We start from the raw sequence: 19,776 nt of genomic DNA on the forward strand, positions 1-19,776 counted from the left end.
CCGGCAGGCATGGTCGTCGCGCCGCCGGGGCAGCGTCCGGTCGCCCCTCTGCGTGGACGGCGCGGGCGCGCGCGGACGGTGACGGTCGTGCGCCCGTGAAGTGGCGGCCCCGGGACGGTTCCCGGGGCCGCACGCACGCCGGTCAGAAGCGCTTCGCGGCCTCGACGGCGTCGGCCGTGGCCAGGGCGCGGCCGGCGTCGGCGTCGGCGGTGGCGAGGTTGGGGCGGAAGGTGACCGGCGTGATGTCGGTGATGCCCGCCCAGCGCAGCCACTCCTCGAAGAACGGTCGCTGGAAGTCGGCGCCGAAGGCCGGGCCGCGGCCCTCGCCGTAGACGGCGCTGGTGTAGACGACCGCGGCCTTGCGGCCGGTGAGCAGGCCGCTGTACCCCTCGGCGGGGTCGAAGCCGAAGACCAGGCCCGGCTGGCTGACCACGTCGATGAACTGCTTGAGGATGTACGGGACCCCGGCGTTCCACATGGGGACCGAGAAGAGCAGCTTGTCGGCGGCGGCGAAGCGGTCGAACGCGGCGCGCGCGGCGGCCCAGGCGGCGGCGCCCTCGCCGGTGGGCTCGACCCCCGCGAACACGTCCATCTTCGCGCCGGCGGCGGCCGGTCCGAACGCCGGCAGCGTGCCGTCCCACAGGTCCCACTCGGCGATCTCATGGTCGGGGTGCTGCTCGCCGTACACCTGCAGGAAACGCGACGCGAGCGCGAGTGACTCGGAGCGGGTGCCGCGCGGGGACGCCGAGATGTGCAGCAGCTTGGTCATCGTGAACCTCCGAAAGAAAGTGTGTGCGCACGCACCTAACAACGCAAAGCTAGCCACTTGCGTGCGCACGCACAAGAGTTGGTACGGTGTGACGATGGACAACACGGCCGCCTGGGCGGGCCTGCTGCGGGTGCACGCCGCGCTGGTCCCGGTGCTGGACCAGGAGCTGCAGGCGGCCCACGGCCTGCCGCTGACCTGGTATGACGTGCTGCTGGAGCTCAACTCGGCGAAGGACCGCCAGCTCACGATGGGGGAGCTGGGCGCGAAGGCGGTGGTCAGCCGCAGCCGCAGCAGCCGCGTCGTCGACGAGCTCACCAGGGCCGGCCTCGTCGAGCGGGTCGCCAACCCGGCCGACGGGCGCTCGGCGTTCGCGCGGATCACGGCCGCGGGCCGGGCCAGGCTGCGGGCCGCCGCGCCGACCTACCTCGCCGGCATCGAGGCGCACTTCACCAGCAGGATGACCGCGGCCGAGGCGCGCACGGTCGCGACGGCATTGGAAAAAGTGCTCAAGGGGTAGATACTCACCGGGCATGGAGAAGGGCCCGGGTCGTGACCTCGCGCACGCGCTGCGCACCGGCCCGTTCTCCGCGGCGCTGCACCTCGCCATCGAGGACCGTGGCATCCGCCTCGACGAGATCCAGCAGCAGCTCGCCAGCAAGGGCGTCAGCGTCAGCATCACCACGCTGAGCTACTGGCGGCGGGGGCGCAGCCGCCCCGAGCGGCCCGAGTCGCTCAAGGCCGTCCGGCTGCTCGAGCAGATCCTGGCGCTGCCCGAGGAGTCGCTGATCGTGCAGCTCGGGCCGCGCCGCCCGCGGGGGCGCTGGCTGAGCCAGCCGCCGGGCACCATCGACGTCGACCGGCTGTTCAGCGACGGCATCAGCGTGGCGAAGATGGTCGGCGAGCTCGACCGGTGGATGTACCACGAGCTGACCAGGCTGAGTCTGCACGACCTGTACGTCGTCGGGGCCCAGCGGCAGGAGCTGGGCCTGACCTGCCGGCAGGTGCTGCGGGCCAACATCGACCGGGTCTCCCGCACCGTCGCGGTCTTCCTCACCGACGACCCGGCCGCGAAGGTGACCATCAGCGCGATCCGCAACTGCCGCATCGGCCGGGTCCGGTCCGACGCCGGCGGGCTCGTCGCAGCGGAGATCATCTTCGACCGGATGCTGGCGCAGGGGGAGACGGTGGTGCTGGAGTACCAGTACCGCAGCGACTCGCTCTCCGCGACCGACAACTACTACCGGGGCTTCTCGACCCCGGTCACCGAGTACGTGCTGCAGGTGCAGTTCGACCACGACGCGGTGCCGGCGCGCTGCCGGCGGTTCGAACGCCGCGCGCTCAACGCGCCGGACCAGGGCGTGTGGGAGACGTGGATCGGCTCGACCCACGGCGCCCACGTCGTCGCGTCCGACGTACCCCCCGGCATCGTCGGCATGCGATGGGAGTGGGAGTGAGCCTCGTTGATCACTCCCACCCCCGGACGGTGACCGGGCGCCCGATGTCGGCGGGCGCCCGGCCGGCTATCAGGAGGCGCTGATCGACACGTCGTCGAGGACGAAACTGGTCTGCAGCGACCAGTCCTCGACGCCGTTGAACTTCAGCGTGACCGTCTGCCCCGCGAACGCGCTCGCGTCGATGACCTTCTCCACGTACCCGTTGGTCTTGTCCAGGTTCGTGTACGTGGCCACGGTGGTGCTGCCGAGGGTGACGGTCAGCCTGTCGTAGACCAGGTTCTCGGTCTCCGCGGTGGTGATGCGGATCCAGAAGCGCAGCTGCACGGTCGTGCAGCCGGACGGGACCGCCACGGGCTGCGAGACCGTGTCGGTCTGCACCTGCCCGCCGCCGTTGAGCCACGCGTTGCGGGTGCCGCTGCGCGCCGGGTACTGCGACCACGTGCCGATCACGTTCGCGGTCGCGGTCCACGGCGACGTGCCGCTCTCGAAGCCACCGTTGCCGACGGGCTGCGAGGGTGTGCAGCCGCCGCCACCGGTGGTGACCGTCCAGGTGAACTGGGCCGACGCGGTCTTGTTCGCCGCGTCCTTCAGGGTCACCGTGACGTTCGAGGTGCCCGCCGTCGTCGCGCTGCCGGTGATCCGACCGGTCGACGCGCCGATGGACAGCCCGGCCGGGAGGCCGGACGCGCTCCAGGTGTACGGCGTGGTGCCGCCGCTGCCCTGGACCTGAACGTCGACCTGCTGGCCGACGACGGAGCTCTTGTTGCCCGGGTTGGTCACGGCCGGGTCGGTCGGCGTGCCGCCGCCGATGAACGCCGTGTACAGCAGCACGTTGGGCGAGCCGCTCCCGGCGCTGGTGATCTTCCCGGTGGTGCCGTTGTTCACGAGCGCGTCGCGGACCTGCGCCGGCGTCGCGTTCGGGTTCGCGCCCAGGTACAGCGCGGCGGCGCCGGCCACGTGCGGCGACGCCATCGAGGTGCCCGTCATCGTCGCGCTGCCGGTGTTGCTGGAGTACGACGCCGACACGATGCTCGTCCCCGGCGCGAACAGGTCCAGGCACGAGCCGTAGTTGCTGGTGCTGTTGCGGGCGTCGGAGCTGTTGCTGTTGCCGACGGTGATCGCCGCGCCGACCCCCTGCGGGCTGTAGTAGCAGGCGTCGTCGCCGTTGTTGCCGGCCGCCTGCACGAACTGGACGCCCGAGCTGATCAGGCTCGACACGGCGCTGTCCATGGCCTGGCTGCTGCACCGGCTGCCGCAGCCGATCGAGTAGTTCGCGACCGCCGGCTTCTGGGCGTTGGTGCGCACCCAGTTGATGCCCGCGATCAGGTCGTCGTTGGTGCCGGAGCCCTGGCAGTTCAGGACGCGGACCGAGACGAGGTTCGCCTTCTTCGCGATGCCGTAGGTGGTGCCGACGGCGGTGCCCGCGACGTGCGTGCCGTGGCCGTGGCAGTCGGCGGGGTTGCTGTCCCCGTCGACGATGTCGGTGCCCTGCTTCACCCGGCCGCTGAACTCGGTGTGGCTCGCGTTGAGGCCGGTGTCCAGCACGTACACGGTGACGCCCTGCCCGGGGCCGGCCGGGTAGGTGAACGCCTGGTTCAGGGGCAGGCTCCGCTGGTCGATGCGGTCGTCGCCCCAGTTCGGCGGGTTGTTCTGGGTGTCGAGGACGGTGATGCGCTGGACCGCCTCGACCGACGCGACGGCCGGGTCTGCGGCCAGCCGCTGCGCCTGCTGCACGGACATGTTCGCCGAGAAGCCCCGCTGCACGCTGTCGAACACGTGCCGGGTCTGCCCGCCGAACCTGCCGGTGAGCCGCTGGGCCTGGGTGGCGATCGCGGTGGAGCCGTCCTTCAGCGTGACGATGTAGCGGCCTGCCACCGCGTCGGGACTGTCCGCGTACAGGATCGCGCCCTGCGCGACGGCCGCCGCCGGCGCGGCCGCCGCGAAGGCACCGGCCAGCCCCGCCACGAGCGCGACGCCGGCCGCCGTAATTCGGTGGAACACGGTGAGACCTCCTCCGAGGGATGCCAGCTCCGTGGCCGGGTCCGGTTGACGCCGACCCCGGAGGGCTGGAGCAGAAGGTAGGAGGACGCGACCGGCGAAGGTCACCCCGGTGAACAGACGGCGACGATCTGCGCCGTCAAAACTGTTTATGAGTTGCGTGCGCTCACCGGCAGTGACCGGTGGATCGGTTGAGAAGCCAGCCGGCTATGAGCCGTCTGGCTAAAAGCTGCGTCGAAGGGTGCAGCGAAAGATCGCTTCGTGCGAGGCTGGCCGCGGCACCCGCACCAGCTCAGGAGGCACGGATTTGAGCAACAACCTGGATGTCGCGCTGAAGAGCGCGATGAACATCGAGGGGGCGTTCGCGGTCGCGCTCGTCGACTACACCAGCGGCATGACGCTGGGCACCCTCGGCGGCGGCGCCGACTTCGACATCACGGTGGCCGCGGCCGGCAACACCGACGTCGTGCGGGCGAAGCTGCGCACCATCGAGATGCTCGGTCTCGGCGAGCCGATCGAGGACATCCTCATCACGCTCGAAAGCCAGTACCACATCATCCGGCCGCTGCACTCCCGCAACGGTCACGGGCTGTTCCTGTACGTCGCGCTCGCGAAGGCGCGCGCCAACCTCGCGCTGGCCCGCCACCAGCTGCGCGCGATCGAGGAGGGCCTCGAACTGTGACGTCCGGCTTCTTCGGCGGCGCCCCCGACGAGGACGGCCTGCCGCGCAGGGAGGGCCTCGAGCCCGGGGGCGGCGTCGGTCAGCTGCAGTCGCCGCAGTTCGGCGCGCGGCCCGAGCCGCTCGACGCCGCCCTGTCCCCGGTGCGCGCCGCGATGGCGGACCTGCGCCTGCGCGTGCCGGGGGTCCGCGGCAGCGTGCTCGCCGGCGTCGACGGCCTGCTGGTCACCTATGACCTGGGCGCGTACGACGCCGGCGGAGGCACCGAGCCGCACGACGCGGCCGCGCTGGCGGCGACGACGTTCGGCCTGGGCCGGCAGGTGGCGCTGGTGCTGGGGCAGTCACCGTTCCGGGACGCGACCATGCGCAACGACGGCGGCTACTTCACCGTGTACGCCGTGGACGGCAGCACGCTGCTCGCGGTGCTCGGCAGCGACGGGCTCAACGTCGCCCGCCTGCACCTGGAGGCCCGCCCGACCTGCCAGCAGCTCGCCGCGCTGCTCTGAGCCCCGCCCCGGCTCCGGTCCCGCCCGGCGCCGTGCCCGCCCCGCGCGGCGCCGGCTACCAGCGGTCGTGGTGCACGGCGTCGGCGAGCGGGGCCCGGCGGCGCCAGCCGTGCCGCTCCAGGTCGGGGACGGATTCCAGGTGGGTCACCGGGCCCAGGCACAGCCAGGCGACCGGGCGGATGCCGGCCGGGACGCCCAGCAGCTCACGGACGAACGGCTCGCGGTAGAACGACACCCAGCCGACGCCGAGCCCCTCCGCGGTCGCGGCCAGCCACAGGTTCTGGATGGCGAGGCAGACGGAGTAGAGGCCGGCGTCGGCGATCGCGTGCCGGCCGAGGACCGCCGGGCCGCCCCGCCCGGGGTCGTACGTGACGACCACGGACAGGGTCGACTCCAGCACCCCGTCGATCTTGATGCGGGCGAAGGCCGCGGCCCGGTCGGCGTCGAGCGTCGCGGCGAACGTGTCGCGTTCGGTGCGGACGTGGTCGTGGAAGGCGCCGCGCAGGGCGGGGTCGCGGACGAGGACGAAGTCCCACGGCTGGGACAGGCCGACGCTCGGCGCGGCGTGGGCGGCGCCCAGCACGCGGTCGAGGACGTCGGCGGGGATCGGCGCGCCGGTGAACTGGCCGCGCACGTCGCGGCGGCGGTGCACGACGTCGTACAGGTCGGTGCTCATCAGGGCAGGCTCCCGCTGCTCGTGGCCGCCCGTCACGGACGGCCGGTGACCGCGAGGCCGGTCTTCGGACTCTCGGATCAACGCCTGCACCGTCCGCCTTCCCAGCCCTGAGGCCAGTGACCGCGCACCGCTGGTGCGCATGGACGGCAGCTCCCCGATCACCGCGGCGGGCCCGTGCCGGATTCATACCGGCTTCCCGATTCTCCCCGGTCGCCCGGGGCACCTCGCTTCAGTTCGTGCCGTCCGGCAGCATACGCGGCGGCCCGGCCGGGCCGCGGCATTCGCGGACCGCAGGGGCTCAGTCCGCGGCATTCGCGGACCGCAGGGGCTCAGTCCGCGGCATTCGCGGACCGTCAGGGCTCAGGGCACGCAGAGCCGGTAGTGAGTGGTGAGCCGGCCGTCCTCGACGAGGTGGAACGCGAGCGCCGGCGGCGGCTCGGGCCGGTCCTCGGGCTCCCACGGCAGCACCATCGTCGACTCGACGCCCGGCGCGGCGAGCACGGGCACGCCCGCGAACGTGCCGACGGCGGCGCTGTGGACATGCCCGCACAGGACGGCGAGCACGTCCGGGTGGCGGCGGAGGACCTCGGCGAGCCGCCCGGCGCCGAGCTGGCGGACCTGGTCCGCCGCGGGCTTGCCCACCGGTACCGGCGGATGATGGCAGCACACGAGCGCGGGCGTGCCCGTCGCCGCCGCGAGGGTGCCGTCGAGCCACCGGAGGGTGTCGTCGTCGAGCCAGCCCTCGGCGTGCCCGGGCACCGACGAGTCGCACAGCGCGAACAGCACCCCCGCCACAGTCTCGGCGCGGTCGGTCCGGAAGGCGGCCGGGTCGTCGTGGTTGCCGGGCACCGCGAGGACGGGCACACCGAGCGTCCGGAGCCGGCCGAACGCGGCGTATTCGGCGTCGAGTCCGTGGTCGGCGACGTCGCCGGTGACGAGCACGGCGTCCACCGGTTCGCGGAGGCTGCCGATGTACGCGATGACGCGGTCGAACCGGTCGGGCGGCTGCGCGCCGAGGTGGAGGTCGCTGAGGTGGGCGATGAGCACCCCTGCCGGTTACCCCGGCCGGCGCGCGGCTACCGCGGCGGGTGCGCGGCGCCCGCGGTCCCGTGGCGGTCCCGTGGTTATCGCAGCAGGTGTGCGCTGCCCGCGGTTTCGAACGCGGCGCGGACGTCGGCGATGCCCTCGGTGAAGTGGGCCCAGCTGTCGACGTGGACCGGCACCACGGTCTTCGCGTCCAGGAGCCTGGCCGCCGCCAGCATCCCGGCCGCGCCGAGGGTGAGGTCGGCGTCGCCGAGCAGCGCGGTGCGGGCCCGGCCGCCGAACAGGATCGCCACGTCGACGGACGGGAAGCGCTCCGCGACGGCGGCGACGACGTCCAGCGACGCGTTGTCGCCGCTGACGTAGACGGTCGGCAGGCCGTCGCCGTGCAGGACGAACCCGGTGACCGGGCCGGTGAGGTGTTCGGTGCCATCGGGGCCGTGCTGCGCGGGGACGGCGGTGACCCGCACGTAGCCGTCGCCGCCGGGCCGGGGCAGGTCGGTGTGGGACCACGGCTCCAGGCCGGTGACCTGGCCGCCCAGGCGGGCGGCCGCCGCCGGGGTGCTGAGCACCACCGGTACCGACGCCGCGAACGCACGACCGAGGGTGTCGAGGTTGTCAGGGTGCTGGTCGTGCGAGAGCAGCACGACGTCGACGGCGCCGGCGTCGTCGGGGGTGCCGGTGGCGGGCTCGGTCTTGGTCAGCACGCGGCTGCCGAGCGGGTACTGCCCGGGCGGGTCGAACGTGGGGTCGGTGATGAACGTGACGCCACCGACGCCGAACACCACCGTCGGGCCGCCGAACCGCTGGAACTGCATCGTCATGGGCTTCACCTTCGCCGGTCCCGGCGCGCGCCGGCAGTGGCTGGAACGCCATCCTCCGATACGATCAAGCCATGACGCGCTCGGCGACGACGGTCGGGGTGCTCATCGGCGACGGCGCGCCGATGCTGGAGGTCGCCGTGGCACCCCGGGTGTTCGGCGTCGCGGCCGCCTTCGACGTGCGGACCGCGGGGGAGCACCCCGGCCCGCTGACGACGACGGCCGGCATCGCCCTCACCGCCCCGCACGACCTCGACGACCTCGACACCGCCGGCGTCGTCGTCGTGCCCGGCTGGCGGGTGCCCGGCGGCGCGCCGGTCGCGCCCGGCATCCTCGACCGGCTCCGCCGCGCGCACGACGAGGGCGCCACCGTGGTCGGGCTGTGCCTGGGCGCGTTCGTGCTCGCCGAGGCCGGCCTGCTCGACGGCCGCCGCGCCACGACGCACTGGCGGCACCTGCCCGAGTTCGCGTCCCGCTTCCCCGCGGTCGACGTCGTCGAGGACGTGCTGTATGTCGACGAGGGCCTGGTCGTCACCAGCGCCGGCAGCGCCGCGGGCCTCGACGCCTGCCTGCACCTGCTGCGCCGCGACCACGGCCCGGCGCTCGCCAACGCGGCCGCCCGCGCCCTCGTCGTCGCCCCGCACCGGGCCGGCGGGCAGGCCCAGTTCATCGAGCGCCCGGTCCCGCGGCTGCGCGACGGCGACGCCGTGGGCGACGCGATGCGCTTCGCCCTGGAGCGCCTCGACGACCCGACCCTGGACGTCGACCGCCTCGCCGCCACCGCCCACCTGAGCCGCCGCACGTTCGACCGCCGCTTCCGCGAGGAGACCGGCTCGTCCCCGCTGCGCTGGCTGCTCCAGCAGCGTGTCCTGCGCGCCCAGCACGTCCTGACCACCACCGACCTGGACATCGACGCGGTCGCCCGCGCGTGCGGCTTCACCGACGGCGTCGCCCTGCGCCCGCACTTCCGCCGCCAGGTCGGCATCCCGCCGCACTCGTACCGCGCCGGCTTCCGCACCCCCTGACGCCGCCCGCTCCGCCCGGCTTCACGGCCGCCGCTTCCGGCTTGGCGGTGCGGCGGTTCCGGCGGCTCAGTGGGGGAGCAGGAGGGCGGGCAGGTCGCGCAGTGAGCCGATCCGGTGCGCCTCGCCGGGTGGGGCGGTGCCGGGGCGGTCGAGGTGGACGGCGTGCAGGCCGGCGGCGCGGGCCGGGAGGACGTCCAGGTCGTGGCGGTCGCCGACGCTCACGACGGTCTCCGGGGCGAGGCCCCAGCGGCGGCACGCCTCGGTGAAGACGGCGGGGTCGGGCTTGAACAGGCCGAGGGTCTCGGCGGTGTAGACGGGGCCGGCGAGGTCGCGCAGGCCGATGCGGGCGAGCTTGGCGGTCTGCTGCTCCTCGATGCCGTTGGTGAGGACGGCCGTGTGCAGTCCCGCCCGCCGGATCGCCGCCAGCGCCGGGCGGGCGTCGGGGTAGGCGGCCCACGACTGCTCGTACATCAGCAGAAAGCCGGAGAAGAGGGTGTCGAGCCGCCCGTCGTCCTCGCAGGGGGTGCCGAGCGCGGCGAGGAAGTCGCGGAGCCTGCCGCGGCGCTGCTGCTGGAACGTGACCAGCCCGGCCCGCCACGCCTCGAGGTGCCGCTCCTGGACCGTCGCCCACAGGGTCCGGGTGCCGGCGTCCGGCTCGACCCCGATCGTGGGCAGCCAGCGCAGGAGGGCCGCGCCGACGGCGGCCTCGTGGTCGAGCAGGGTGCCGTCGAGGTCGAGCAGGACGCCGCACAGCTCCACGCCGCGCACTCTACGGGGTGACGTTCATAACCCTATTTCCGATCGGAAAAGCAGGTATACGATCGCCCGGTGGAAGGGGTCAGGGCGCGGTGGGTCGTCGCGGTCTGCCTCGGCGCCGGGTTCACCACGCTGCTGGACCAGTCGGTGCTGAACGTGGTCGTGCCCGCGCTGCGTGGCTCGCTGCACGCCGGCACCGCGTCGCTGCAGTGGATCCTCGCCGGGTACTCGCTGACGTTCGGGCTGGCGCTGGTGCCCGCGGGGCGGCTCGGCGACCTGTACGGCAGGCGGCTGCTCTTCGTCGGCGGCCTCACCGTGTTCGCCGCGGGTGCGATCGCGGCCGCCACCGCCCGGCACGGCTGGGTCGTCGCCGCGGCCAGGCTCGTGCAGGGCTTCGGCGCCGGCACCGTCAACCCGCAGATCATCGGGCTGTTCCAGGACCTGTTCCGCGGGCGTGCCCGCGCCCGCGCGCTCGGGGCCTACGCCTTCGTCGGCGGGGTCGCCGGCATGCTGGGGCCGCTGCTCGGCGGGGCGGTGCTGCAGGCGGCCGGACCCGGGTCCGGCTGGCGGCTCGTCCTGGTGGCGAACCTGCCGTTCGCGGTCGTGACGATCCCCCTCGCGCTGCGCTTCCTGCCCCCCGGCCGGCCCGCGGGCCACACCGGCGACCTCGACCTCGGCGGCCTGCTGCTGCTCGGCGGCACCACCCTCGCCGCGCTGCTGCCGCTCGCCGGCACCGGCGGCGGCGCGTGGTGGCTGCTCGCCGCCGGCGCGGGGCTGGTGGCGTTCCTCGCGTGGGAGCGCCGGTGGACCGCGCTCGGCCGCACCGCGATCCTGCTGCCGGCGCTGACCCGCAACCGGGGCTACGTCCTCGGCGTGCTCGTGGCCATGTGCTACTTCGGCGCCACCCTCGCCCTCAACCTGGTGCTGTCGCTGTACCTGCAGGACGGCCTGCACCACCAGCCGCTCGCCGCCGCGGCGATCGCACTGCCGAGCGCGGTCGGCTTCACACTGACGTCGGCGCTCGCCTCGGGGCTGCGGCGGCGGGGGACCACGGTCGCGCTCGGCGTCGCGGTGGCCGGCATCGCGGCCTCGATCGCCTCGGTCGAGCTCCTTCCGGAGGGGCAGGTGGTGTGGGCCCTCGCGGTGGGGCAGTTCGTGACGGGGGCGGCGGGCGGCTTCGTCAACTCGCCGAACCAGGCGCTGACCCTGTCCCACGCGCCGCCGGGCGCCAACGGGCTCAGCGCCGCGCTGCTGCAGCTGTCGCAGCGGCTCGCCGCGAGCGTCAGCATCGCGGCCGTCAGCGGCATCTTCCTGGCGACGGCGGCCGCGCCCGGCGGTCACACCGCCGCGATGGCCCACGGTGCGGCGCTGTGCCTGGGACTCGCCGCGCTCGGCCTGCTCTTCGCCGCCCTCGACCGAGACCGCCGCCGAGACCGCCGCCGAGACCGCCGCCGGGACGGGCCCGGCCCGTCGCCCGTCGCGGCCGGACGCCCGTCGCGGGTGCCATCCGAGGACTGATCGCCGGCATCGGCCTCGCTATTGGTCGCTGTGGATGGGCGATGGCTAGCGTGGCCGGCGTGTACATCGCCCGGCCGGCGTCGACCGGTCCGCAGCACCGGGTCGTCGTCGGCCATCAGCTCTTCGGGATCGACGCGGCGGTCCGCGCGTTCGCCGACCGGCTCGCCGCCGAGGGCTGCCTGGTCGCCGTGCCCGACCTGTACCACCGCAGCGCACCCGGCGTCGAGCTCCCGCAGGACGACGAGGGGCGGGCCCGCGGCTTCGAGCTGCTGCACGGCCTCGACCGGGACGAGGTCGTCGCCGACGTCGCGGCGGCGGTCGACGTCCTCGGCGGCGACCCCGCCGGCGTCAGCATGGTCGGGCTGAGCGTCGGCGGGCACGCCGCCTATCTCGCCGCCGCGCGGCTCGGGCTGGCGGCGGCCGCGGTGCTCTACCCGGGCTGGCTCACCGGCACCCAGATCCCGATGAGCCGCCCCGAGCCGACGGTGACGCTGACCCCCGCCATCACGGGCCGCCTGCTGTTCCTCGTCGGCGGCGCCGACCACGTCGTGCCACCCGGGGACGTCGCCACCGTCGCCGCCGCGCTGCGCGACTCGGGCGTGCGGCACGAGGTCGTCGTCTACCCGGACACGCCGCACGCCTTCCTGCTGCCCGGTCCTCCCACGTACCGCCCGGAGCCCGCCGCCGACGCGTGGCGGCGGGTCCTGGAGCTGATCACGGCCTCGTAGGGTTGGACGCATGCGCGCCATCCGCTGCGACCGCTTCGGCGGCCCCGAGGTCCTCTCGCTCACCGATGTCCCCGACCCGGAGCCCGGCCCCGGCCAGCTGCTCGTCGACGTCAGCGCCGCCGGCGTCAACTACGCCGACACGTATCGCACGCTCGGCACGTACAGCGGCGGCCAGACCCTGCCGTTCATCCCCGGCACCGAGGTCGTGGGGCGCACCACCGGCGGCAGGAGGGTCGCGGCGCTCACCTTCGCCGGCGGCGGCTACGCGGAGCGCGCCGTCGTGTCCACTGTGGACGCCGTGGACGTGCCGGACGCCGTCGCCGACGGCGCCGCGCTCGCGCTGCTGGTGCAGGGCCTCACCGCGTGGCACCTGCTGCACGGCAGCGCCGCCCTGCGCCCCGGCGAGACGGTCGTCGTCAACGCCGCCGCCGGCGGCGTCGGCACCCTCGCGGTGCAGCTGGCCCGGCACCTCGGCGCGGGCCGGATCATCGCCGCCGCGTCCAGCCCCGCGAAGCGCGACCTCGCCGTGTCCCTCGGCGCCGACACGGCCGTCGACAGCGACCCCGGCGGCTACCCGGCCCGAGTCCTGGCCGCCAACGGCGGCGCACCGGTCGACGTCGTGCTGGAGTCGACCGGCGGGCCCGCGTTCACGGCCGCGCTGGAGGTCCTCGCGCCGCTCGGCCGGCTGGTCACCTACGGCGACTCGTCCCGCCTCGGCCGCCCGCCCGTCGACCCTTCGCTCCTCGCCGACCGCAGCGTCGCCGTCGCGGGCTTCTGGCTGCGCCCCGTCCTCACCCGCCCGGACGCGTTCGCCGGGCCCCTCGGGCAGCTGCTGGGCCTGACCGCGTCCGGGGTCCTGCGGCCGCAGGTGGGGCCCGCGTACCCGCTGCAGGACGCCCGCCGCGCCCACGAGGACCTGCTCGCCCGCCGCACCACCGGCAAGCTCGTCCTCACCGTCGACCGGCCCCGCTCATAGCTTCACGCCACGCGACCGGTCTTGCTGACGGCCTTTCACGCCACGCGACCGGCGTCGCGACGGCTTCACGCCACGCGGCTGGCCTTGCTGACGGCGTTCGCGCAACGACTGTCATCGGGCCGGCGGGGCGAGGTGGCGGTCGAGGAAGGCGGTGACGGTGCCGGCGAGCTCCAGGCGGTGGTCGGAGAGCGCGTGGTCGGTCGGGAAGAGCGTGTGCTCGAGGAGGATGTGCGGCCGCTGCTCGTACGCGCGAACCAGCGGCACATGGTGCACCTCGTGCGGGGTGACGGGGTCGCGGCCGGTGCCGATCAGCAGGACCGGGCGGCCCTCGAACGCGGGGGCGAGGCCGGCCAGGCGCCAGGCGGGACCGGCGGCGGTCATCTCGCGCACGAGGGCCTCGCCGCTGGTGCCGCGCAGCGGAAGCAGGTCGCTGCCGAGCGCCTCCACGCACTCGGCCCGCACCACCGGATCCGCGCACAGCTGCGCCGCGGTGCCGACGTCGAACCCGGCGACGGACACGGTCGCGCGGACGGCGGGGTCGGCGGCGGCGGTCATCAGCGCCGCGAACCCGCCGAGGCTGTGGCCGGCGACCGCGACCCGCGACGGATCCAGGCGGTGCGTGGCCGCGAACGCCTCCTCGCGGACGGCGGCCACGACCGCGGCGGAGTCCTCCAGGACGTGCCGCCACGAGTAGTCGCCGCCCATGCCCCACGAGCCGCGGTAGTGGAAGACGAGCGCCGCGTAGCCCGCCCGGCGCAGCGCCTGCGCGAGGTCGAAGTTGCGCTCGTTGCCCGGGAAGCCGTGCAGGAGCACGACGACCGGGTGCGGACCGTCCCCGGCGGGCAGGTGCAGGACGCCGGCGAGGCGCTCGCCGCCGCTGGTGAAGCTGACCGCGGGCGTGCCGGCGTACGGTGGCGTCGTCATCGTGCGGACGCTAGCACCCGGCGGCCGCCGCGCAGCGAGTTGTCCAACGGTGTCCAACGACGGGCGATAGACAGATGTCACATCGACACAATGCACGCATGGCGGCGTCGCAACTCGTACACGATGAAGCGTTCTGGAACTATCGGGAGCAGACCCGGCAGAACGGCACGCACCAGCACACCGGACGGTTACGGGCCTGGCGGGAGGACGGCGGGCGGCTGCTGGCGATGCTGACCGTGCAGCCGTACTTCGAGGACTACGGCTGCACGATCCCGCAGCAGGTGCGGGCGAGGTTCCCGTTCTCGGGGCGGCTCGTCGACGTCGTGTCGTATGAGCCGGGCTGGTGGGGCGGCAGCTGCCGGTACCACATCGCGGACCCGGCGCATGTGAGCATGCAGCGGTGGATGTCGGTGGACGCACGTGCGGTCGCCAGGCGTCTGGGGCCCGGGTTCCTGATCGACGACGAGGCGGACACGACGTTCGGCCAGCTCGGGGCGTGAGGTCGTTGTTGCTCGGCCCTAGTGGCGTAAATATCGGGTAAAACCGCATATATGCGGTTTGGCGTCCGTAGCGTCGGGTTGATGAGGATGGTTCACAGGCTGGTGGGCGCTCTGGCCGCCCTCGCGGTGACCGGTGCCCCGGCACTCTCCGCGCCCGCCACCGCACTCGTTCCTGTTCCCCCTGCGGCTTCCCCGTCTCCGGCTGTGCCTCCGGCGGTTTCGCCTTCGTCGGGTTCGGCGCCTTCGTCTCCTTCGCCTTCGTCTCCTTCGGCTTCGTCTCCTTCAGTTTCGGCTTCGGCTGCCGCTTCGGAGGATCTTCGGCCCGCGCTGCTGACCGCGGCGGACCTGCCCGACGGGTTCGTGCCGATCGCCGCGGCCACCAACGACAACGGCGCGGTCACGCTCGGCGGCAACTTTCCCGGCTGCCCCTCGCTGGACCCGGTGACCGGCGACGGCACGACGGCCGCCGCCGTCACGTACAGCAAGGGCGCCGTCGGCCCGTACCTGACGCACGCGCTCGTGCACTTCCCGACCGGCGGCGCCGCGACGGCGATGGACCGGCTCGCCGCCGCGGTCACCACGTGCAAGTCGTTCAGCCAGGAGCTCGCCGGGATCACGGTCCGCTTCACGCTCGCGCCCACCGAGGTGCCGCCGACACTCGGCCAGAGCGCCTTCGGGGTACGCATGACCGGCGACACCGACTTCGGCATCGCGGTCACCGCCGACATCGTCGCCGTCCGCCGCGGCGAGTTCGTGCTGTGGCTCAACGACATGACCGTCGGCACCACCCCCGCCGGCATGGTCACAACCCTCGCAAACGCCGCCGCCGACCGCTGCGCCTCCCGCATCAAGGGCTGCTGACCTACGATTCGCCAACACCACGACCACGTACTACGATGCGTAGTGAGCCCGCTCCGCGCCGAAACTACGATTTGGTGGCCGGTGTTACCGTGTGAGGGTCGGAACACGTCACGGGCATCGGTCTCCTCAACGAGTCGCCGGCCGACGAGTCCGCGGCTCGGGAGTGGTTCAGGAACCGCCGCCAGCGAGGACGACCCAACGGGCGCGGGCGACGTAGCAGGCGCGGGCGACGTAGCGGGCGCGCGGCCTGACGCGCGACGCAGTCAGCGACGGGGTCGGCGCCGGCAGTCCGCCTGCCGACGACGAGCCTGCCGGTTAGCTGGCCGCCGACGCCTTAGCCAGCGACGGCTAACCCAGCGACGGTTAGGCAGCGACGGCTTAAGGGCTGTCTCGCTCGTCTCCGGGGCTTGGCGACACCTCGCCAGGTGAGGTGTCGCCAAGCCCCGGAGACATCTTCGCCGCCGCATGTGGTGCTCGATGTTGTGCGATGCTCCCCGGCATGCGCATGCGGGTCCCCGGCTGGTGGCGCCTGCTGGCGATCCCGATGCTCGCGACCGCGGCGGTATTCCTCACCTGCTGCTATCAGCTCTCGTTCTTCGTCATCCCGCTCAATCCGTCAGGCGGCCCACCGAGGACGGGGGTCCGCGACGCCGACTTCTTGTCGCTGCCCGACGAGCTGAACGTCCACCAGCTCGCCCCCAGCTGCCTCGGCGTCCACGTCCCGTGCCTGCGCCTGTACGAGGTATGGAGCCGCCACGGCGCGCCGAACCCGGAGGTCATGACCCTCACCGCAGCAGCCCTGCGTGACCAGGGCTGGCCGATGATCGGTAACACCGAGGGTGCCTCCGGCTGCCGCCCGGTCCGCGGCGTCTTCACCTGGGCGGATCACTGTCTCTCACTACACCCGACCACGGAGTTCGTGGAACCCCGTCAGACCACGCACCCCGGCGCCATCGTCCTATGGGCCTCCAGCCAATAGGGGGTTGTTCATGAACCAGGAAGCGACCGACGACGGGTCAGCCGCCGCCGACGGGGTTAGCCGCCGACGGTGGCTTTGCGGGCCCACGACGGGTTGGCCGGCGATGTGGATTCGCGGGCCGACGGCGACTTGAACACGGCCCGGTCCAGGAAGGGCGTGCGCAGCCGGCCAGCGGCGAGGCAGACTGTCGGCCGGTCAAGCCACCGTCAGCAGCTAACAGGCGGCGGCTCAGTGGGCGACGGTGAGGACGACCTTTCCGGCTGAGCGGCCGGTCGCGACGAGTTCGTGGGCGCGTGCGACCTCCTCCAGCGGCAGGACGGTGTCGACCACGACCCGCAGCTCGCCCTTGTCGACCAGGTCCGCGAGTGACCGCAGCCCAGCGTGGTCGGGCTGCACGAGCAGGAATCCGGCCCGGCGGCCCTGCTGCCGGGCCTCGTCCGCCAGGTACGCCTCGGCGGGCGAGGCGAGGGACACCAGGATGCCGCCGGGGCGCAGGGTGCTGAGGGAGCGGGGGCCGTACTCGCCGCCGATCGGGTCGATCACGGCGTCCAGGTCGGTGGCGGCGTCCTCGAACTTGACCGCGGTGTAGTCGATCACCTCGTCCGCGCCGAGGTCGCGGAGCAGGTCGTGCTTGGCGGGGCTGGCGGTGCCGATGACGTGCGCTCCGCGGGACTTCGCGATCTGCACCGCGAGGTGGCCGACGCCGCCGGCGGCCGCGTGGATCAGGACCCGTTGGCCCGGCTGGATGTCTGCGGTGTCGACGACCGCCTGCCACGCGGTCAGGCCGGCCAGGCCGAGGCCCGCGGCCTCCACATGGGACAGTCGGGCCGGCTTGCGGGCCAGGTGCCGTGCCGGTGATGTCACGAAGTCCGCGTACGTGCCCGCCGCCTCCGGCAGGCGTGGCATGCCGAACACCTCGTCGCCCGGGCGCAGCCAGGTCACGCCGAGGCCGGTCTCCTCGACGACGCCGGACACGTCCCAGCCGAGCCGGACCGTGGTGCCGAGCAGGCCGCCGGTCGTGCGGTGCCACAGGTCGGTGGGGTTCACCGCGGTCGCGTGGACGCGGACGAGGACCTCCGAGATCCCCGGCTGGGGGCGGTCCACCTCCACGACCCGCAGCACCTCGGGACCGCCGAACCCGTCTTGACCGATCGCGCGCATCTTGTTGCTTCCCATCTGTTCGAACGACGTGTGTGCGTTCAGCGTCGCCGTGACGGGTGCCGCTTTCGAGTGGCCACATTGCCAGTATGTGCAAAGATCTGGCCATGGCAGCCACCGTGCATCGGGTCGTCGTCCTTGCCCTGGACGGGGTGTATCCGTTCGAGCTGAGCATTCCGAGCAGGATCTTCGGCACCGCCGGGCCGCTGCTGTACGAGGTGGTGACGTGCAGCCTCGACGGCGCCCCGGTCCGCACGGGCTACGACTTCGACGTCGCCGTCCAGCACGACGCGTCCGCGATCGACACCGCCGACACGCTGGTCGTGCCGCCGTTCGTGTGCGCGCCCGACGGGCCCCGCGACTGGCTGCCCGCTCCACTGGCCGCGGCGCTGCGACGGCGGCGTCCCGGGACGAGGATCGTGTCGATCTGCACCGCCTCCTATGTGCTGGCCGCGGCGGGGCTGCTCGACGGCCGCCGGGCCACCACGCACTGGAACGACGCCGAGCACTTCCAGCGCACGTTCCCTCAGATCGACGTCGACGCGTCTGTACTGTTCATCGACGACGGCGACGTGTTGACGGCGGCCGGTGCCGCCTCGGGGATCGACGTGTGCCTGCACCTGATCCGGCGGGACCACGGCAGCGCGGTCGCCAACCGGGTCGCCCGGCTCTGCGTCGTGCCACCGTGGCGGGAGGGCGGGCAGGCGCAGTACATCGACCGGCCGGTCCCGGCTCCGTCCACGGCGACGACGGCGGCGACCCGGCAGTGGGCCCTCGGCCGCCTCGACCGCCCGATCTCCCTGGCCGAGCTGGCGGCGCACGCGAGGATGAGCGTGCGGACGTTCTCCCGCCGGTTCCGCGAGGAGGTCGGCATGACGTCGGGGCAGTGGCTGACCCGCCAGCGGGTGGAGCACGCCAGGCGCCTGCTGGAGACGACCGACCTGCCGGTCGACCGGGTCGCCGCGGAGTCGGGCTTCGGCACCGCCGCCTCCATGCGCCAGCACCTCGCCGGCGCCATCGGCGTCCCGCCCATGGCCTACCGCAACACGTTCCGCGCTTCCGCACCGGCCTGACCCGACGCATCGGCCGCAGAAGCCGCAGCCTCGGAAGCCGCGACCGAGGGAGCCGCCGCCTCCGACGCGATGGCATCGGCGGCGGCGGTACGGAACTGCTGCGTCTCGACGACCCACCGGATGCGCTCCCGGTCACGTGGTGGCATCCGGGTCAGCAGATCGGCGACGTAGCCGGCGGGGAGAACGGTAACGAGGTCGTCGTCCGGCCATCCGTTGGGCAGGGCCGCGAGCACCAGCGCCGCGGCGTCCGGAGCCAGCGCGGTCAGGAACCGGGCGGTGACGTCAGGCGGTCGCCACCGCAATTGCTGGGCGGCCCGCAGGGGTGTCATCGCCGCGAGCCGCGCCACGGCGTCCCCGAAATCCATCAGCAGCAGGATTTCCGTCCGTTTCGGGCGGGGGAACCTGGCGGCGGCCGCCGCGGGTGGCATGGCGGCGAGCAGGCGGGCGGCAAGCGGCTCCGGCATCGCGTTGAACATCCAGGCCGCCGACCGCGGATCCATGGCGGCGACCGCACCGGCCAGCGCGGCGACATCCGGCACGGCAGCATCGGCCTCCGCCGGCGCCGGGGGAGGGGCGGACAGCAAGGCCGCGACGATCCGAGCGGCCGGGGCCGGTTCGAGGGCCTCGAACACCGCGGTCAGCCGTGCCGTGCCCAGGCCGGCGAGCTCCGCCGCAGCGACGGCCGGCGGCAGCGCGGCGAGGTCGGCGGCGGGCCGTGGGTGGGTGATCGGCACGCCGTGCGTGCGGCGCCAGCGGCGCCACGAGCGGGTCGTCAGGCTCTCGCGGGGGTGGTCGATCAGCCACAGCAGATAGCCGGCGCGGAGCCGGACGGCCTGGTCGGGCGAGCCGGCCCCGATCCGCAGCCGGTCCCGCAGCGACGGGCCGTCGAGGAACCGAGCCAGCCTGACGGGATGGCGTCCGGATCTGGGTTGGCGCGAACCGGTGCCGGCGTGGACGGCGTCGAGCACCAGATCCTCCAGCACGGCCCGGGCCCGCTCGGACACGCCGTGGCGGATGAACGCGTCGTCGGGCCAGCTGCCGCGCGGCAAGCGGGGCACCACCCGGCGCCACTCGGCCGGGAACTGCCGCCGCCACTGTACGAACAGCAGCGCGTACGGCTCGAGCGCGCGCAGCTCGCCGGCGGTCAGGTCGGTCGGGTACGCGGCGTACGCGGCGACCGGGTCGGCGAGGGTGCCGGTCGGGTGGGACTCGTAGCGCCGCCAGAGCAGCGCGACATGGCGTTCCACCGCGGCGGCCCTGACGGCGGGGTCGGCGGAGACGAGGTCGAAGACCCACGCGTACGCGGGCAGGGTGCGCAGGTCGAACCAGCCCAT

21 protein-coding genes and 1 riboswitch are annotated in these 19,776 nt (G+C 73.8%); of the genes, 12 read left to right on the forward strand and 9 right to left on the reverse strand.

Annotated elements, in window-relative coordinates:
* Positions 1-142: 142 nt before the first annotated feature.
* Entirely contained in the window at positions 143-769 is a 627-nt protein-coding gene (locus tag ABZ321_RS30135; protein ID WP_354897452.1) for an NAD(P)H-dependent oxidoreductase, read from the reverse strand.
* Between the two features lie 94 nt (positions 770-863).
* Here ABZ321_RS30135 and ABZ321_RS30140 point away from each other — a divergent pair, with 94 nt between their 5' ends.
* Both ABZ321_RS30140 and ABZ321_RS30145 read left to right on the forward strand, forming a co-directional pair.
* Positions 864-1,286: a helix-turn-helix domain-containing protein gene (locus ABZ321_RS30140; protein ID WP_344504067.1), complete on the forward strand. Its 423-nt coding sequence runs from the start codon at positions 864-866 to the stop codon at positions 1,284-1,286.
* A gap of 13 nt (positions 1,287-1,299) precedes the next feature.
* Positions 1,300-2,223, forward strand: a complete 924-nt coding sequence (locus tag ABZ321_RS30145) for a hypothetical protein (protein WP_354897455.1) — start codon at positions 1,300-1,302, stop codon at positions 2,221-2,223.
* Between the two features lie 69 nt (positions 2,224-2,292).
* Here ABZ321_RS30145 and ABZ321_RS30150 read toward each other — a convergent pair whose 3' ends face one another.
* The gene (locus ABZ321_RS30150; RefSeq protein WP_354897458.1) at positions 2,293-4,224 is read right to left on the reverse strand and encodes a S8 family serine peptidase; all 1,932 of its coding nucleotides are present in this window, start codon (positions 4,222-4,224) and stop codon (positions 2,293-2,295) included.
* Between the two features lie 340 nt (positions 4,225-4,564).
* On the opposite strand from ABZ321_RS30150, the gene ABZ321_RS30155 reads away from it, so the two are divergent.
* Both ABZ321_RS30155 and ABZ321_RS30160 read left to right on the forward strand, forming a co-directional pair.
* A complete protein-coding gene (locus ABZ321_RS30155) occupies positions 4,565-4,903 on the forward strand; it encodes a hypothetical protein (RefSeq protein WP_354897814.1) in 339 nt (112 codons plus the stop codon).
* Positions 4,900-5,406, forward strand: coding sequence for a roadblock/LC7 domain-containing protein (locus tag ABZ321_RS30160; RefSeq protein ID WP_344504070.1), 507 nt, complete (start codon positions 4,900-4,902; stop codon positions 5,404-5,406). Before ABZ321_RS30155 ends, ABZ321_RS30160 begins: the two co-directional genes overlap by 4 nt.
* Before the next feature lie 55 nt (positions 5,407-5,461).
* On the opposite strand, the gene bluB is transcribed toward ABZ321_RS30160, so the two are convergent.
* The 3 genes from bluB to ABZ321_RS30175 form a co-directional block, all read right to left on the reverse strand.
* Complete coding sequence (bluB, locus tag ABZ321_RS30165) at positions 5,462-6,082, reverse strand: 5,6-dimethylbenzimidazole synthase (RefSeq protein WP_354897461.1); 621 nt, start codon at positions 6,080-6,082, stop codon at positions 5,462-5,464.
* Between the two features lie 37 nt (positions 6,083-6,119).
* Positions 6,120-6,324, reverse strand: a riboswitch (cobalamin riboswitch).
* A 118-nt stretch (positions 6,325-6,442) separates the two neighbouring features.
* Positions 6,443-7,129: a metallophosphoesterase gene (locus tag ABZ321_RS30170; protein WP_354897464.1), complete on the reverse strand. Its 687-nt coding sequence runs from the start codon at positions 7,127-7,129 to the stop codon at positions 6,443-6,445.
* 77 nt (positions 7,130-7,206) lie between these two features.
* Positions 7,207-7,947 carry an MBL fold metallo-hydrolase gene (locus ABZ321_RS30175; protein WP_354897467.1) on the reverse strand — a complete coding sequence of 247 codons (741 nt, stop codon included), beginning with the start codon at positions 7,945-7,947 and terminating at the stop codon, positions 7,207-7,209.
* A 71-nt stretch (positions 7,948-8,018) separates the two neighbouring features.
* Between ABZ321_RS30175 and ABZ321_RS30180 the strand changes: the two genes are divergently transcribed.
* Positions 8,019-8,969 carry a helix-turn-helix domain-containing protein gene (locus ABZ321_RS30180; protein ID WP_344504074.1) on the forward strand — a complete coding sequence of 317 codons (951 nt, stop codon included), beginning with the start codon at positions 8,019-8,021 and terminating at the stop codon, positions 8,967-8,969.
* A gap of 66 nt (positions 8,970-9,035) precedes the next feature.
* On the opposite strand, the gene ABZ321_RS30185 is transcribed toward ABZ321_RS30180, so the two are convergent.
* Positions 9,036-9,728: an HAD family hydrolase gene (locus tag ABZ321_RS30185; RefSeq protein ID WP_354897471.1), complete on the reverse strand. Its 693-nt coding sequence runs from the start codon at positions 9,726-9,728 to the stop codon at positions 9,036-9,038.
* Positions 9,729-9,797: 69 nt separating this feature from the next.
* On the opposite strand from ABZ321_RS30185, the gene ABZ321_RS30190 reads away from it, so the two are divergent.
* From ABZ321_RS30190 to ABZ321_RS30200, 3 genes are read left to right on the forward strand one after another with little or no spacing between them, the layout of a single operon-like run.
* A complete protein-coding gene (locus ABZ321_RS30190) occupies positions 9,798-11,243 on the forward strand; it encodes an MFS transporter (protein ID WP_354897474.1) in 1,446 nt (481 codons plus the stop codon).
* 41 nt (positions 11,244-11,284) lie between these two features.
* Positions 11,285-11,971, forward strand: a complete 687-nt coding sequence (locus ABZ321_RS30195) for a dienelactone hydrolase family protein (RefSeq protein ID WP_354897477.1) — start codon at positions 11,285-11,287, stop codon at positions 11,969-11,971.
* Positions 11,972-11,981: 10 nt separating this feature from the next.
* On the forward strand, positions 11,982-12,947 hold the full coding sequence (locus ABZ321_RS30200) for a zinc-binding dehydrogenase (RefSeq protein ID WP_344504078.1): 966 nt from the start codon (positions 11,982-11,984) through the stop codon (positions 12,945-12,947).
* Between the two features lie 111 nt (positions 12,948-13,058).
* On the opposite strand, the gene ABZ321_RS30205 is transcribed toward ABZ321_RS30200, so the two are convergent.
* Positions 13,059-13,871, reverse strand: coding sequence for an alpha/beta fold hydrolase (locus ABZ321_RS30205; RefSeq protein WP_344504079.1), 813 nt, complete (start codon positions 13,869-13,871; stop codon positions 13,059-13,061).
* 98 nt (positions 13,872-13,969) lie between these two features.
* On the opposite strand from ABZ321_RS30205, the gene ABZ321_RS30210 reads away from it, so the two are divergent.
* The 3 genes from ABZ321_RS30210 (at position 13,970) to ABZ321_RS30220 (ending at position 16,211) form a co-directional block, all read left to right on the forward strand.
* Positions 13,970-14,371 carry a hypothetical protein gene (locus ABZ321_RS30210; protein WP_344504080.1) on the forward strand — a complete coding sequence of 134 codons (402 nt, stop codon included), beginning with the start codon at positions 13,970-13,972 and terminating at the stop codon, positions 14,369-14,371.
* 360 nt (positions 14,372-14,731) lie between these two features.
* A complete protein-coding gene (locus tag ABZ321_RS30215) occupies positions 14,732-15,232 on the forward strand; it encodes a hypothetical protein (RefSeq protein WP_354897482.1) in 501 nt (166 codons plus the stop codon).
* 499 nt (positions 15,233-15,731) lie between these two features.
* The gene (locus tag ABZ321_RS30220) at positions 15,732-16,211 is read left to right on the forward strand and encodes a hypothetical protein (RefSeq protein ID WP_354897485.1); all 480 of its coding nucleotides are present in this window, start codon (positions 15,732-15,734) and stop codon (positions 16,209-16,211) included.
* Between the two features lie 228 nt (positions 16,212-16,439).
* Here the strand turns inward: ABZ321_RS30220 and ABZ321_RS30225 are convergent, their stop codons facing one another.
* Complete coding sequence (locus ABZ321_RS30225; RefSeq protein WP_354897488.1) at positions 16,440-17,387, reverse strand: NADP-dependent oxidoreductase; 948 nt, start codon at positions 17,385-17,387, stop codon at positions 16,440-16,442.
* A gap of 89 nt (positions 17,388-17,476) precedes the next feature.
* On the opposite strand from ABZ321_RS30225, the gene ABZ321_RS30230 reads away from it, so the two are divergent.
* Entirely contained in the window at positions 17,477-18,442 is a 966-nt protein-coding gene (locus tag ABZ321_RS30230) for a helix-turn-helix domain-containing protein (protein ID WP_344504084.1), read from the forward strand.
* Here ABZ321_RS30230 and ABZ321_RS30235 read toward each other — a convergent pair.
* On the reverse strand, positions 18,406-19,776 hold the full coding sequence (locus ABZ321_RS30235; RefSeq protein ID WP_344504085.1) for a hypothetical protein: 1,371 nt from the start codon (positions 19,774-19,776) through the stop codon (positions 18,406-18,408). The genes ABZ321_RS30230 and ABZ321_RS30235 overlap by 37 nt on opposite strands.

It is taken from the genome of Dactylosporangium sp. NPDC006015 (assembly GCF_040614215.1).
In the GTDB taxonomy this organism is placed as follows: domain Bacteria; phylum Actinomycetota; class Actinomycetes; order Mycobacteriales; family Micromonosporaceae; genus Dactylosporangium; species Dactylosporangium maewongense.

Excerpts from the sequence above, each read along its gene's own strand:
- ABZ321_RS30220 (WP_354897485.1), top strand. The coding sequence starts at position 15,732 with ATGCGCATGCGGGTCCCCGGCTGGTGGCGCCTGCTGGCGATCCCGATG.
- ABZ321_RS30195 (WP_354897477.1), top strand. The coding sequence starts at position 11,285 with ATGGCTAGCGTGGCCGGCGTGTACATCGCCCGGCCGGCGTCGACCGGT.
- ABZ321_RS30145 (WP_354897455.1), top strand. The coding sequence starts at position 1,300 with ATGGAGAAGGGCCCGGGTCGTGACCTCGCGCACGCGCTGCGCACCGGC.
- ABZ321_RS30200 (WP_344504078.1), top strand. The coding sequence starts at position 11,982 with ATGCGCGCCATCCGCTGCGACCGCTTCGGCGGCCCCGAGGTCCTCTCG.
- ABZ321_RS30155 (WP_354897814.1), top strand. The coding sequence starts at position 4,565 with ATGAACATCGAGGGGGCGTTCGCGGTCGCGCTCGTCGACTACACCAGC.
- ABZ321_RS30140 (WP_344504067.1), top strand. The coding sequence starts at position 864 with ATGGACAACACGGCCGCCTGGGCGGGCCTGCTGCGGGTGCACGCCGCG.
- ABZ321_RS30210 (WP_344504080.1), top strand. The coding sequence starts at position 13,970 with ATGGCGGCGTCGCAACTCGTACACGATGAAGCGTTCTGGAACTATCGG.
- ABZ321_RS30180 (WP_344504074.1), top strand. The coding sequence starts at position 8,019 with ATGACGCGCTCGGCGACGACGGTCGGGGTGCTCATCGGCGACGGCGCG.
- ABZ321_RS30230 (WP_344504084.1), top strand. The coding sequence starts at position 17,477 with ATGGCAGCCACCGTGCATCGGGTCGTCGTCCTTGCCCTGGACGGGGTG.
- ABZ321_RS30235 (WP_344504085.1), bottom strand. The coding sequence starts at position 19,776 with ATGGGCTGGTTCGACCTGCGCACCCTGCCCGCGTACGCGTGGGTCTTC.
- ABZ321_RS30135 (WP_354897452.1), bottom strand. The coding sequence starts at position 769 with ATGACCAAGCTGCTGCACATCTCGGCGTCCCCGCGCGGCACCCGCTCC.
- ABZ321_RS30175 (WP_354897467.1), bottom strand. The coding sequence starts at position 7,947 with ATGACGATGCAGTTCCAGCGGTTCGGCGGCCCGACGGTGGTGTTCGGC.
- ABZ321_RS30225 (WP_354897488.1), bottom strand. The coding sequence starts at position 17,387 with ATGGGAAGCAACAAGATGCGCGCGATCGGTCAAGACGGGTTCGGCGGT.
- bluB (WP_354897461.1), bottom strand. The coding sequence starts at position 6,082 with ATGAGCACCGACCTGTACGACGTCGTGCACCGCCGCCGCGACGTGCGC.
- ABZ321_RS30205 (WP_344504079.1), bottom strand. The coding sequence starts at position 13,871 with ATGACGACGCCACCGTACGCCGGCACGCCCGCGGTCAGCTTCACCAGC.